At 45.9% G+C, this 14,019-nt stretch carries 13 protein-coding genes; 8 read left to right on the plus strand and 5 right to left on the minus strand.

Going from position 1 to position 14,019, the window contains the following annotated elements:
• Positions 1 to 123: 123 nt before the first annotated feature.
• Together AC5JBY_RS29675 and AC5JBY_RS29680 are read right to left on the minus strand one after the other, a co-directional pair.
• Positions 124 to 831: a response regulator transcription factor gene (locus AC5JBY_RS29675; protein WP_495908323.1), complete on the minus strand. Its 708-nt coding sequence runs from the start codon at positions 829 to 831 to the stop codon at positions 124 to 126.
• A 17-nt stretch (positions 832 to 848) separates the two neighbouring features.
• Complete coding sequence (locus AC5JBY_RS29680; protein WP_495908324.1) at positions 849 to 2,114, minus strand: sensor histidine kinase; 1,266 nt, start codon at positions 2,112 to 2,114, stop codon at positions 849 to 851.
• A gap of 272 nt (positions 2,115 to 2,386) precedes the next feature.
• Between AC5JBY_RS29680 and AC5JBY_RS29685 the strand changes: the two genes are divergently transcribed.
• Positions 2,387 to 2,602 (plus strand): hypothetical protein, encoded by a 216-nt coding sequence (locus AC5JBY_RS29685; protein WP_495908325.1) that lies wholly within the window; start codon positions 2,387 to 2,389, stop codon positions 2,600 to 2,602.
• 172 nt (positions 2,603 to 2,774) lie between these two features.
• Here AC5JBY_RS29685 and secDF read toward each other — a convergent pair whose 3' ends face one another.
• Complete coding sequence (gene secDF / locus AC5JBY_RS29690; RefSeq protein WP_495908326.1) at positions 2,775 to 5,867, minus strand: protein translocase subunit SecDF; 3,093 nt, start codon at positions 5,865 to 5,867, stop codon at positions 2,775 to 2,777.
• A gap of 285 nt (positions 5,868 to 6,152) precedes the next feature.
• Here secDF and AC5JBY_RS29695 point away from each other — a divergent pair, with 285 nt between their 5' ends.
• The 5 genes from AC5JBY_RS29695 to AC5JBY_RS29715 all read left to right on the plus strand — a co-directional run bounded on the left by AC5JBY_RS29695 (position 6,153) and on the right by AC5JBY_RS29715 (position 11,346).
• Complete coding sequence (locus AC5JBY_RS29695; protein WP_495908327.1) at positions 6,153 to 8,501, plus strand: ABC transporter permease; 2,349 nt, start codon at positions 6,153 to 6,155, stop codon at positions 8,499 to 8,501.
• A gap of 201 nt (positions 8,502 to 8,702) precedes the next feature.
• Positions 8,703 to 9,893, plus strand: a complete 1,191-nt coding sequence (locus tag AC5JBY_RS29700) for a pyridoxal phosphate-dependent aminotransferase (RefSeq protein ID WP_495908328.1) — start codon at positions 8,703 to 8,705, stop codon at positions 9,891 to 9,893.
• 117 nt (positions 9,894 to 10,010) lie between these two features.
• A complete protein-coding gene (locus AC5JBY_RS29705; protein ID WP_495908329.1) occupies positions 10,011 to 10,616 on the plus strand; it encodes a HEPN domain-containing protein in 606 nt (201 codons plus the stop codon).
• Between the two features lie 12 nt (positions 10,617 to 10,628).
• Positions 10,629 to 10,955, plus strand: a complete 327-nt coding sequence (locus AC5JBY_RS29710) for a YegP family protein (RefSeq protein WP_495908330.1) — start codon at positions 10,629 to 10,631, stop codon at positions 10,953 to 10,955.
• Positions 10,956 to 11,022: 67 nt separating this feature from the next.
• The gene (locus tag AC5JBY_RS29715) at positions 11,023 to 11,346 is read left to right on the plus strand and encodes a hypothetical protein (protein ID WP_495908331.1); all 324 of its coding nucleotides are present in this window, start codon (positions 11,023 to 11,025) and stop codon (positions 11,344 to 11,346) included.
• A gap of 55 nt (positions 11,347 to 11,401) precedes the next feature.
• Here the strand turns inward: AC5JBY_RS29715 and AC5JBY_RS29720 are convergent, their stop codons facing one another.
• Complete coding sequence (locus tag AC5JBY_RS29720; RefSeq protein ID WP_495908332.1) at positions 11,402 to 11,890, minus strand: SRPBCC family protein; 489 nt, start codon at positions 11,888 to 11,890, stop codon at positions 11,402 to 11,404.
• A gap of 172 nt (positions 11,891 to 12,062) precedes the next feature.
• On the opposite strand from AC5JBY_RS29720, the gene AC5JBY_RS29725 reads away from it, so the two are divergent.
• Positions 12,063 to 12,929, plus strand: a complete 867-nt coding sequence (locus AC5JBY_RS29725) for a sugar phosphate isomerase/epimerase family protein (RefSeq protein ID WP_495908333.1) — start codon at positions 12,063 to 12,065, stop codon at positions 12,927 to 12,929.
• Positions 12,930 to 12,932: 3 nt separating this feature from the next.
• Here AC5JBY_RS29725 and AC5JBY_RS29730 read toward each other — a convergent pair whose 3' ends face one another.
• Positions 12,933 to 13,274 carry a HesB/IscA family protein gene (locus AC5JBY_RS29730; protein ID WP_495908334.1) on the minus strand — a complete coding sequence of 114 codons (342 nt, stop codon included), beginning with the start codon at positions 13,272 to 13,274 and terminating at the stop codon, positions 12,933 to 12,935.
• Positions 13,275 to 13,440: 166 nt separating this feature from the next.
• On the opposite strand from AC5JBY_RS29730, the gene AC5JBY_RS29735 reads away from it, so the two are divergent.
• Complete coding sequence (locus AC5JBY_RS29735; protein WP_495908335.1) at positions 13,441 to 13,986, plus strand: DUF7935 family protein; 546 nt, start codon at positions 13,441 to 13,443, stop codon at positions 13,984 to 13,986.
• The last annotated feature ends 33 nt before the right edge of the window (positions 13,987 to 14,019 follow it).

Consider the following 14,019-nt stretch of genomic DNA (forward strand, 5'->3'; position numbering starts at 1 on the left):
TTCAATTTTCATTCCACGGCTTAACTATCTGGCAGCCAATAACAAATCATTGGGGAGTGTTAGCGAAATGCTAACAACTTACCTTACTGGTAATGAATGCAAAAGGAGTATTTGGCGGGTAGATCAGGCAGGGACCTGAACGGCAGCATTGAAACGGAACCCTACCCCATGGATCGTTTCGAGCAGCACATCGGGGTCGGCTTTGAAATATTTGCGGAGTTTGGTCATAAACACGTCCATGCTTCTGCCCAGGAAATAGTCATCTTTTCCCCAAACGTTGAGAAGCACTTCTTCCCGTTTCAGGATATGATTGGCATGTTCACAGAGAAATTTCAGCAGGTCGGCCTCCTTTTGCGTAAGCGTAAAGCTTTCGTCTGGAGCATTCAATTTGAGGTCGGTATAAGAAAAGGTGAGCTTGCCGATGGTGAACTGCTGAACGGTGTCCGCAGCCAGCTTGCGGGTGCGGCGCATAAAAACCTCCATACGCAGCAGCAGTTCCTGCATACTGAACGGCTTGGTGATGTAATCGTCGGCGCCCGATACAAACCCCTTGATCTTATCTTCTTCCATCGAGCGGGCAGTCAGGAACAGGATAGGAATGACATCACTGTGCTGACGGATCTTTTTGGCTACCGTAAACCCGTCCTTATTAGGCATCATCACATCCAGCAGGCAAATGTCGAACCGGCCTTTTTCGAACTGATCGATGGCCGTTTGACCGTCGGGACAAACCGTCACTTCATACCCGGAATCTACCAGGTTATCTTTGATCACGTAGCTCAATGATAAGTCGTCTTCGGCCAGTAATACCTTTCCTTTTCTTGTAGCCATGGCTTTGTAGGTTTTTATTAGATCGGGAATAGCATTTTAAACTCGGTCCCTATCCCCGGCAGGCTATTCACTTTAATACTGCCGTGGTGGGCATCAATGATCCGTTTAACAAAATTCAGTCCAAGACCGAATCCTTTTACATTATGTACGTCACCGGTGGGTACCCGGTAAAATTTCTTAAACAAATTCTTCTGATACTTCTTCTCGATACCGATCCCATTATCTTTTACCGAGATAAACAGGAACCCATCCTCCTCCCCTGTACTGATGATAACATGAGGCTTGGTAGAGTATTTCAAGGCATTCTCCAACAGGTTCACCACCGCCAGTTCCAGGTGCACCCGGTCAGCCAGCAATTCATACCCCGTCTCTTCGGGACTTTGGATCTCTACCAGCGCCTCCTTATCGTCTACCAATGGTTGCACTTTGGCAATAGCCTGCTCGATGATCTCCTTTACCGGCACCCGCACCTTCTCGATCGGTATTTCCCGCCTGTCGGTAGAAGCAATGTGCAACAGACGCTCCACCTGGCTCTGTAAATGCTCTGTTTGGTGCTGGATGATATTGGCATACTTGTGCAGGCGCTCGGGTTGGTGCACGATCTTGTCCTGCAGCAATACTTCCGATGATATTTTCATCACTGCCAGCGGGGTCTTGAACTCATGCGTAAAGTTGTTGACGAAATCCTTTTGCACCTCTACCAGGAACTTTTGCCGGTAGAAATAGAAAAGCACCACTGCCAGACCAATCAATACAACGAACAAGATGGCTGTAGTGGTAAACCAGAAATTCATCTGCGCCAACACATATTTACTTCTGTGGGGGAAGTATAATAAAACATAATCGTATCCCCGTTTATATACAGGCAATACTTTCCGGGAAGAATCGAAGTGGGCAGCAGCAGCCTGAATATATTGCTCAGCAATATAATTGCCTTGTTTGGCGCTGTAAAGACACACATGCGCATCCGTTAGCACATCAAAATCATTCAATTCATGCTTCAGGTAATAAACGAGCGAATCGTACACCAGCTTTTCCCCATTGACGCGGAAAAGAAAATAGTCGGGAGACGGACGTTCTATCAGGTCCTGTAAATGATTGATGGGAGTATCATCGATATCCAGGTCTTCATATACACCCCGGATGCTCTTTACCACATTTGTACTGAAAGTCTTCGCCTCGAAAGAATATACCTTGTCAAGCCAAAAGAGCTGAACGGCTACTATCAGGGCAATCAGGAACGTTGCCAGCAAAATAATCCACCTGAGGGTTGATGAGCGCATACCTTCTAAATAAATACCTCCGGCAAATTTGCTACGCATTATTTATTAATTATTTTTTTTCTGGTTAAGTGGTCGTTAAGGAAAGTTACGTAGAAAAATGTCAGGTTGAGCTTGTCGAAACCGCCTTCGACTGGCTCAGGCTGACACAGAGAACTCATCAACAATTCATTAACAGAAGTTAAACGGGGGTTAAGCAGGGGTTGGATTTGCGCGTGGGAAAATTATTTAGATAGCTTTACTCCGTAATCATTCTTCACTAAAAAAATAAAGCAATGAAAAAGGTATTTATGTTAGCTACCATGATAGTTGCGATTACTGGTATGACAATGGCTCAAACTTCGCCTAAACCTGCTGCCAAACAGCCTGTGAAAAAAGAAGCTACAGCTCCTGCTCCTGCCAAAGAAGAAGTAGCAAAATCTACAAAAGATGGCAAGAAAGGTGGCAGCCATCATCATAAAAAACACACAAAGGCTGCAAAGCAGTCATAACGATTTAGATAAAGCAAGGTCGGTTTTGTTAGGGTTTATGAACGTCGTCCGTGGGTGGACGACGTTTCTTTTTATATCCCTTGTAACTTGAAACATGCAACCTGCAATAAAGCACAAGGCCCACAGTAGAACTGCGGGCCTTGTTGTATAATATAACAATCTTACTATAAGCTTATGCCTTCTTCGCTACCGGAGTAACGGGCTTGGCTTTTGCAGGTTGTGCAGGAGTACCAGGCTTCGCATCAGCTTCACCCAGGGGCTTGTTTTTAGCCAGGTCAACCAGCATCGGAGCAGCCACGAAGATGGATGAATAAGTACCGGTAACCACACCGATCAACATCGCAAAGGCAAAACCTTTGGTTACTTCACCACCTACCAGGAACAGAATAAAGATGGTAAGGAACACCGTAAGAGACGTCATGATCGTACGGCTCAGGGTATCATTGATCGCTTTGTTGATAAGCGTTTCTTTGCTCACGTTGCGCATGGTGTGACTGTATTCACGTACACGGTCATATACGATCACCGTATCGTTCATCGAGAAACCGATTACCGTAAGGATAGCCGCGATGAAGTGCTGGTCGATCTCCAGCGGGAAAGGCACTACGCCTCTCAGGAAGGAGAACACCGCAAGCGTAACCAATACGTCGTGCAGCAAAGCCACAATCGTACCCAGTGAATAACGCCAGTCACGGAAACGGATAAAGATATAGATGGCAATGATCAGCAGCGACCAGAAGGTAGCCCACTGTGCACCACTTTTCAGGTCATCAGAAATGGTAGGATCTACTTTCTTGGTACCTTCTACAAATTTAGTAGTAGCAAATTCAGCTATCGTAAGGTTAGCCGGCAGGAAAGGCTTCAGACCTTCAAACAGGGTGTTACGCACTGCAGAGTCGATGGCCAGTCCTTCTTCGTTGATACGGAAGTCGGTAGTGATCTCCAGTTTATTGGGAGAACCGTACGTTTTGATCTGTGGAGTCTTTTCGAAAGTTTTCTCCAGCGCCTCACGCACTTTCTCTTCATCAACTGGCTTACCAAAGTTAACCACATAACTTCTACCACCCTTGAACTCCACACCTTCGTCGAAACCGTTGAAGATGGCGGCAACACCCAGGATCAGTACCACCACAGAGATACCATAAGCAACCTTACGGAACTGGATGAACTTGTAGGCAGCATGCTGGAAGATGCGCTTGGAGATCGTAGTAAAGTATTTGAAGTGACGGTTCTTATTGGTATAGAAGTCAGTGATCAAACGGGATACCAGGATACCGCAGAACAAAGACAGCAGGATACCGATGATCTGTGTAGTAGCGAAACCAAGTACAGGACCCAGACCATAGATAGCCAGGATGATGGCGGTCAACAAGGTGGTGATGTGCGCATCCAATACCGGGGGCAGTGAACGGCGGTAACCATCCTTTACAGCCTGCTCATGGGCTTTACCATGCGCCAGCTCATCCTTGATACGTTCGAATATAATTACGTTGGTATCCACCGCCATACCGATGGTCAGTACCAGACCAGCGATACCAGGAGCAGTGAGCGTAGCGCCCATAGCACTCAACACACCTACCGTGAACAGCAGGTTCAGGATCAGGGCAATGTTGGCTACAATACCAGCAGTATTATAATATACGATCATCAGCAGGAAGATCACAACGAAGGAGATGGCAAAAGACATGATACCACCATTTACGGCTTCTTCACCGAGGGTAGGTCCTACCACCTGCTCCTGCACGATCTTGGCAGCCGCTTCTACTTTACCAGACTTCAGGATATTAGCAATATCCTGTGCTTCTTCGATCACCAGCGCCTTGTTCTTGGCATTGCCAGAACCCATAGTGATACGGGACCGGCCACCGTCGATCTTCTGGTTTACAGTAGGTGCTGTATAAACAATATCATCGAGTACAATGGCGATAGGCTTACCAATGTTACGCTCAGTCATTTGCGACCAAACCAGACCACCGGCGTTGTTCATGTCCATTGTAACCAATACTTCGTTGGTATTAGGATCAAACTCCTGGCGGGCGTCTTCGATAGCACTACCTTCCAGTTGAGCGCCTGCTTTACCAGGAATGCCCTTGATTGCATACAGGTCGATATAAGGTAAAAAAACACCCTTATCATCGCGATCTTGCTTGCTCCAGAAGAACTTAACGTTGCCAGGGAAGTTATTACGAACTGTAGGCAGGTTGAGGTACTGGTTTACTTTGCCTGTATCCTTCAGCAAAGACCTTCCGATGATAGCAGGGCTACCACCTTGCAGCGGGCGCAGAATGCTCAGCAAAGGATAAGCACGGGTGATACTATCAGTAAGACGTTGAGTAGAGTCAGCCTTTGCGACACCTTTATTAGTAGAGTCAGCAGCAGCTGTAGTGTCATTAGCAGCAGGCGTAGCAGCACCATACAGGTAAGCGCTCAGAGCTTTGTTGGCATTCTCCAGGCCAGTTTGCATCACACCATCATTCAGGGTATATACTTCCCAGAACTGAAGGTTGGCAGTAGACTGCAGGTATTTCCTTACACGCTCAGGATCGCTTGCACCAGCCAGCTCAACGGTGATGATACCTTTGGCTTCATCGAGGCTGATAGTAGGTTGTGCTACACCAAATTTATCAATACGCTTTCTCAAAACCTGGTAGGTTTGAGCCATAGCGGCATTGGCTTTTTCGTTGATGTATTTAGTAACATCATTGTCGCTTGAATTGGCAGTAAGGTTGCTGCCGGGCCTGGCAAAGTGAGGAGCCAGTTTAGCGCCTGCATTTACCTGTTTGAAAGCAGCAACGAAGAGATTGATGAAGTTTTGATCACTGGTCAGCTTCATACGTTGAGCTTCTGCAATGGCCTTAACGATCTGTGGGTCCTGGGGATTTGTTACCAGACCTTTGATCAAACCATCCAATGCAATATCCATGGTTACGTTGATACCACCTTGCAAGTCGAGACCAAGTAAGAGTTCGCTTTCTTTGGCTTTCTGGTAAGACTGTCCCCACCAGGTAATTTTTTTATCTTTTGTGGCAGTGCGTGCGCTATCGAGGTAGTTCTCTTTGTAGGTATCGAGCGTAGCCTGGTAAGCAGCTTGTGCTTCTTTGTCACCAGGATATTTTTGGGCGGCAGGCGTATAAGCCCGTTTTATGTAAGCAGTCGCTTTGGCCTCCAACTCACTCTCATGTTTGTTGACGAACCAGGTAAAGGATAGCTGGTAAAGGGAGATAAGGATCAATAATCCAGCAAAAATGCTAACCAGTGCTCTCATTGCAATGTTGTTTATTTTTTAGGAGTTGGCAAAGATAGGGTTTTCAAACAGAATAGGAAACAGCAAAATAAGCCTGAAAATGAGGCTTATAGAAGGTTTCCGCAAGCGCTTGCGGATAGCCTGCCCGGTGAATTTCCAGTCCAATTGTCCTTGACAATACTGAACACAGGGTGTATCAAAAAAGAACAGTAACAGCATTTCAGGTAATCGTATATATTTAATAATCAATAATTTAACATTCTGGCATTCTCTTGGCCAGACAAAGGCATCTATTAACACCCGTCTATGTTCAAAAACTACCTGAAGATCGCCTGGCGCAGCCTGTTGAAAAATAAGACCTCCTCTTTTATTAATATAAGTGGGCTTGCTGTAGGGTTGGCCATCGGCATCCTGGTGATGACCATCATCCTTGACATGGTAAGTTATAACCAGTTCCACACGCACCTGTCACAGATACATGCTTTGATAAAAACCGACAAGTTATCGGGTGAGATCAATACCGGCACTTCCGTTCCCGGTCCGCTGGCGGCCGTAATAAAGAATAACCTGCCCGAAGTGAAATATGTATCCCGGTATGCGGGCGGCGGACAGGAGCTTTTCAGTAATGGAGAAAAAGCCCTGTATAAAAAGACTGTTTTTGTGGAACCTGATTATTTCCGGATGATGACTTTTACCGCCCAGGACGGTGATCCCGTGAAAGCGTTGGAACAGCCGGAATCTGTAGTGATTACCGCAACTGCTGCCAAAAAGTTATTCGGACAGGAAAACCCCATCGGCAAATTGGTCACCTATAATAACCAGTACTCTTTACAGGTACGTGCTGTACTGCACGACATTCCGGCCAATAGTAGTGTGAACTTCGATGTAATACTCTCCTTCAAGCTGTATGAGCAATTAAATGCCAGCTGGATCAACAAATGGGACAATAACAGTATTGCCACCTGGGTTGAATTACAGCCCAATACCAATCTTACAGCACTCAATGGTAAGCTGAACAAACTAATGAAGGAAAAAACGGGGAGTGAAAATGCTGGCCTGTTTGCATATCCTTTTGAACGCATGTGGTTGTACGGAGAGTTTAAAGATGGCAAGCCAGCCGGCGGCAGGATCTATGCCATCCTGTTGTTGGGTGTCATTGGCATATTTGTATTGCTGATTGCCTGCATCAACTTCATGAACCTTTCCACGGCCCGCTCAGAACGTCGAGCCCGTGAAGTAGGTGTACGCAAGGTCATGGGCGCTTTCCGCAAGCAGGTTATCTTTCAGTTCCTCTGCGAAGCGATGCTGCTCACGGTTATTTCATTATTACTCGGGCTATTCCTGGCCAAACTGGCACTGCCGGCGTTGAATTATTATACCGGAAAGAGCCTGACACTTGATTTTGCCAACTGGCGTGTGATGGCGACGCTCGCAGGCCTGGTACTATTTACAGGATTGGTAGCCGGCAGCTACCCTGCTTTCTTCCTCAGCAGTTTCAAACCCGTATTGGTATTAAAAGGCATCATTGTTAACCGGAAGGGAGGCTCTGTATTACGCAAGGGGCTGGTGACTTTCCAGTTTGTAATATCTATATTCCTGATACTGGCGACGATCGTTATTTATAAACAACTGCGCTATGCAGAAGACCGCCCCATCGGATACGACCCGGAAAACCTGGTAGAGATACCACTACGCGGGGACATGGGTGGAAAGTACTCTTTAATAAAAAATGAATTATCACAAATACCCGGCATCGCCAGCATTTCAGGCGGCACCAACAACCTTGTTTCTTTTGGAGGTGCCGTTGATGGACTTGATTGGCCTGGCAAAATGGCCGACCAGCACTTTTTTGTTACCCTGACCGAAGTGCAATACGACTGGGTGAAAACAGCAGGATTGAAAATGGCCGAAGGACGTGATTTCAGCCCGGCTTTTGGCACTGACACCGCCGGCTGCCTGCTCAACCAGGCCGCGGTGCGTAAAATGGGCCTTAAGTCACCCGTTGTTGGCACCCGGATAAGCGGCCAGCCTGTTATTGGCGTAGTAGAGGATTTCGTTTTCAACAGTCCTTTTTCCATTCCCAGGCCAATGATCATAAAACTCAACCGGGGCGGCATGAACCATATGTTCCTGCGCATCCGCAACGATGACCAATGGCGCAAGACCATGGCACAGGTAGAGTTGGCAGTAAAAAGGACCAATCCCAGCTATCCTTTCGAGTATCATTTTACCAGCGAAGAGTACCAGAAACGCTTCGAAGGTGTGCGCTATACCAGTCAGCTCACTAATATAGTAGGTGTACTGGCCATCTTTATCTCCTGCCTCGGATTATTTGGCCTCTCCGCCTTCCTGGCCGAGCGGCGCAACAAAGAGATCGGCGTACGTAAAGTGTTGGGCGCGAGCGTTTCACAGATATGGATGATCCTTTCCAAAGACTTCCTTAAACCCGTACTGATCGCCTTTATCGTAGCCTCTCCCCTGGCGGGCTGGGCGCTGAACATGGTGCTATTGAACTGGGACTACCACATCACATTATCCTGGTGGATGTTTGCCGTAGCGGGGCTGATCGCCTTTTTCATTGCCATTGTCACCGTGAGCTTCCATGGCATCAAAGCAGCGTTGACCAACCCTGCCCATTCGCTCCGTACCGAATAAGCGCCTTTCTATTCATTATAATGTAAGCCCTGCTGCTGCAAAGTATGCGGGGCTTTTTATATGCTGTAAATACCTTGTTTTAGACAGGTTTTACCATCTCCTGCTAACGTGAGTAAATCACTGAATAAAAACCACCGGCAAAAAACTCAAACTGTATTACTTTTGCGCCATTCGTTAAAAAAGCAAGCAACAGATACAATTATGGAACTATCAAGCAGATTAACGTGGTTCGCAGAACCCGAGACGCTGAAAATGGCGAAACTCGGTCGTGAACTCCGTGCAAAAGGCATCGACATTATTGATCTTAGCCTGGGTGAGCCCGACTTCGACACCCCCCAACACATTAAGGATGCAGCCAAGAAAGCCATCGACGACAACTTTAGCCACTACACACCCGTAGCCGGCTATATGGAACTGCGCGAAGCTGTGTGCGTGAAGCTGAAGCGCGACAACAACCTCGATTATAAGCCTGAGAACATTATCTCTTCTACCGGCGCCAAGCAAAGCCTTGCCAACGCTGTTTGGGCTGTGGTAAGCCCCGGCGACGAAGTAGTGATCCCTACTCCTTACTGGGTTACTTACTCTGAGATCGTAAAGCTCGGTCAGGGTACTGTAAAGCTCGTACAGACTTCTATCGAGAACAAATACAAGATCACTCCTGCTGAACTGGAAGCAGCACTGAGCGATAAGACGCGCCTGTTCATGTTCTCTTCTCCCTGCAACCCCAGTGGTTCAGTATACAGCAAGAAAGAACTGGAAGGACTGGCTGAAGTATTCCGTAAATATCCCAAAGTATTCATCCTCTCCGATGAGATCTATGAATACATCAACTTCGTAGGCAAACACGAAAGCATTGCTCAATTCGATGACCTGAAAGACCGTGTGATCATCGTGAACGGTTTGAGTAAAGGTTTCGCCATGACAGGTTACCGCCTTGGTGTGGTAGCTGCACATGTTGACGTAGTAAAGGCTTGTGAAAAACTGCAAGGCCAGCTTACCAGCGGCACCAACAGTATCACACAGCGCGCTGCTATCGTTGCCTTCACCGGCGACCTGCGTCCTTCACAAGAAATGAACAAAGAATTTGAGCGCCGCAAGAAGCGTGTATTGGAGATCATGAACAGCATTCCTGGTCTTACCTATGCAGAACCCGATGGCGCATTCTATGTGTTCCCCACCGTTAGCCAGTACTTTGGCAAGAACGATGGCGAAGAGACGATCAAAGATGCAGATGACCTGTGTATGTACCTGCTCAACAAAGCACACGTAAGCACTGTTACCGGTCGCGCCTTTGGCGAGCCTACCGCCATTCGTATTTCCTTTGCCAACAGCATGGAAAAGATCGAAGAAGCCTGGAAGCGCATCATTACCGCTTTGGGCAAACTGAAGTAGTCGTTACAGATGATTTGAATAATAGAGCCGGGCGAATGCCCGGCTTTTTGTTTTTAGGCCTTAGCAATCGCTTTATACATTTTTTACATATATTTGAAGCAAAGCCAATATACTGCTATGATTGACAACATCATGTATACGTTTGACAAGAACTTCGATAGAATCAACAACCTGCTAACCTTATATGAAGGCACTTCTAAGGGCAAAGGCAGAAAAGCCACCCATAATCTGGATTTACTTAGGGCTACTACAGTATTTGTTCATTCAACCTTAGAAGATTATTTAAGAAACGTGATGATTTGGAAGCTACCCAGTGCAAGCAAAGAAAGGATTAACCATATACCTTTGGTGGGAACATCTGAAATAGGAAGAAAGACGAAATTTGAGCTTGGCGAACTTGTTACTCATAGAAATAAACTTGTCGCAGAAGTTATTGACTTATCAATTAAAGAATATTTGGGTACAGTTAGTTTTAATGACACTTCAGATATAGCAACTTCTCTATCTAACATATCAATTGAGACTACGGAAAATATAAAAAAGCTGTTTCCTATTTTAAACGAGATGATCAAAAGGAGGCATAAAATTGTTCATAATGCCGATCGGGATTCATCATCCGGCAGTGGTAATCACCGGATCAAATCTATTAGCCTGAAACAAGTAGAAAGCTGGAGGACTGCTGTCGACAAGTTTGTAAGAGAAGTAAATAAAAACTTAAATTAGTATCTTTGCTATATGGGAAAATTCCTAATAAAAAAGAAGCCAAATAAAGAATACCAATTTGCATTATTAGCAGATAATGGTCAAATTATTCTTGTAAGTAAAGGTTATACATCGAAGACGGCTTGTGAAAGTGGCATTATATCAGTTCAAGTAAACGCTCAGGATGAGACTCATTTTGAAAGAAGGACTTCATCCAATGGTAAATACTATTTTCACTTAAAAGATATTAATGGACATATTATAGGAACCAGCGAGCCGTATGCGAGTGAGGCTGGAAGGGAGAATGGCATCAGTTCTGTGAAGAGAAATAGTACTACTTCCATTGTAGAAACCCCTTAGAACATTAACAATAACGCTCCAACTTCATCGAATACTACTGTATACAGGCCAAATCAATACCAGGCAGTTGAACACAGCATTCGACACTTCTTTTAATCTATCTTGCATTCACCCAGATTATTTAAAAGGATTAGCTACTGCTCAAAAGATTGGAGTTATCAGGAATATTATGCTTCCACGTAAGGCATTCACTGTGAAAGCGCGACAAGTAGCATGCCTTGATTTTTACATTAACAATGTCCTATTAAGCGACGAATTTTTAGTAATACCAGAATTAAGTCAAGAAGTTATTATTGGTTCTGCGACCATACGCAAATGGCGTATCAAGCTCAACTTTGAAGATGACATCGTTGAGGTAGATCCCAAAGTCGCAAAAATGCAATTGATATAAAAAATAAAGCCGGGTTAAACACCCGGCTTTATTTTTGGCTATACTTCTTTGAAAGTTATTTGAGGGCCGCCGCCATTTTATCAAGGCATTGTTCCAGCCCAGCCTTAGACATATCAGCAGTCTGCTGAGAGCCGTAGCCATACTCTGTAATAGTCATTTCTGTTTTATTCTCCCCTACCTTCTTAAACGTAATCACATGCTGCACATCGGCAGGAATATCTACCGGCATACCGATCTTAGCCGGGTCCAGCTTGTTACCATCCTTGTCGGAAAAGTTCAGTATGAACTCGATGCGCTCATTGGGTACGATCTTCTGGTAGTTCCAGGTATTGTACATATCGTGTCCATCCGGTGAACGCATGCAAACAAGCGATTTGCCGCCTTCCTTAAAATCCATATTGGCAATGGGAGTGGTAAAACCTTGTGGCTGCCACCATTGCTTTACATAAGCAGGGTCAGACCATGCTTTGAATACTTTCTCTACCGGCGCATCGAAAGTACGCGTAGAAACTACATTGTGTTTTGACTGTTGTGCAGTACTCATAATGAAGCAGATTAAGGTGAGTGGCATCAGCAGAGCTATGCCTTTACAATTGCTTTTCATAATGCTATATTGTAAGCAAACTTACTTTTATGATTATTCATTTATGCGGTGCGTCTGCGACAATATAGAGGGGCGATTGTGCAGGTCAGGAAATTCCCCGTAACTTAGGATCATGACCAACCGTAGAACTTTTATCCGGCAGACCGGCGTGCTTGCCTCTGCAATGATGATGGGCTCATCTTTCGCCTTCAAGCCCAAATACAAACTCGGATTGCAACTGTTTACCATTCGCGAAGCATTATCGAAAGACGTTCGGGGCACACTACAAAAGATATCCTCCTATGGCTATCAGGAAGTCGAGACTTATGGCTATGACAGGAAGTTTTACGGCTTCACCCCTGCTGAGTTCAAATCACTGCTGCAGGACAATGGATTAAGCAGTCCCAGTGGTCACTTTGACCTGAACAAATACGTTGGAGACACCGCAAAACTGGATCAATATGTTGACGACTGTATTCAGGGCGCATTGATATTGAAACAGACTTATATCGTTTGGCCCTGGCTGGACGAATCCTGGCGTTCCATCGAAAAGTTCAAAGAAGTAGTAGCGACACTAAACCGGATCGGCGAACGCATCAACAAGGCCGGATTGCAACTGGCCTACCACAATCACAACTTCGAATTTATAGACTACAATGGCGATACCGGTTATGCGCTCTTATTAAGAGAAAGCGACCCCAGGTATGTAAAACTGGAACTTGACCTGTATTGGTCCAGCTTTATGAAGCAGGACCTGCCTGCCCTGTTCAAAAAACAGCCCGGTCGTTTTCACTTATGGCACCTGAAGGATAAAGACAAAACCAAGCCTGAACTCCACACCACTATGGGCGATGGAGACATCGACTTCAATAAGCTGTTAACATATGCCAGCGAAGCAGGCGTAAAACACATGTACGTAGAACAAGGGAATAATTACGTACCCAGCGATCTTGCCTGCGTGGAAAGAAGTGCTAAGTACACTGCAAAGTTGCTACGCTAAAAACTATACAGAGAACGAACTACCGCAACCGCAAGTCTTGGAAGCATTGGGATTGGTAAAGGAGAAGCCACGTGCTTCGAGACCGTCCATCCAGTCTATTTGCATGCCCATGAGGTAGAGGCCGTGGGATTTATTCATAATAAAAGAGAGTCCATCCAGTTCATATACCTCGTCATCAGCCTGCTTGTCGTCGAAGCCCAGCACATAACTAAGGCCGGAACAGCCGCCACCCTTCACCCCTATCCGCAGGAATTTGCTGGTATCGAAACCCGGCTCATTAATTAGGCGGAGCAGTTCTTTGTGAGCATTGGGCGTAAACTGTACAGGAGCAGAAGCTATTTCCATTTCACTGATATATTTGCCCCAAAAGTACGAAGAATGGCAGGAACCGTCAATGCCCCAAAAACAATTGACAATCATACGACCCGGCAGACTATAACCACCCGAAAATCCGTTAGAGGGAACCCAAAACCATTTTCACTACATTTGTTACCTTAAAAAACTAACCCGAATGTCACTTTCCTGGAACGAGCTCATATGGCAATTGTTGATCGCCCTTGTTATCGGAGGCGGATTGGCCTATTTATTCTGGAAGCAACGCAGAGAAGCCAAACAAGCCCTGACCACCCAACAAAAGGACGAAAAACAGGAAACAGCCGCAGCTACCGGCACCAAACAAATGCAGCTACAGGCTTATGAGCGCCTCATCCTGCTGGCGGACCGGATCGCCCTGCCCAACCTCATCAGCCGTCTGAATGCCCCCGACCTCAGCGCCCGCGACATGCAGGCGATATTAATACAGAACATCAAAGGAGAGTTTGAATACAATGTAACCCAGCAAATGTATGTATCTGCGGAAGCCTGGGAAGCCATCCGCAACCTGAAGGACCAGAATATGCTGATCGTAAACCAGATCACCTCCTTCCTGCCGGCCGAATCCACTGGACAGGACCTCAACCGCAGCATCCTGGAAATGCTGATGCAAAATCCCAAAGCATCTTTACACACGATTGTTTCCGATGCACTGAGCTATGAAGCCCGCAAACTGATGGTATAACCACGCCATTCAGTACTTTTGACCACAATGACT

The sequence above is a fragment of the Paraflavitalea sp. genome (assembly GCF_059502485.1).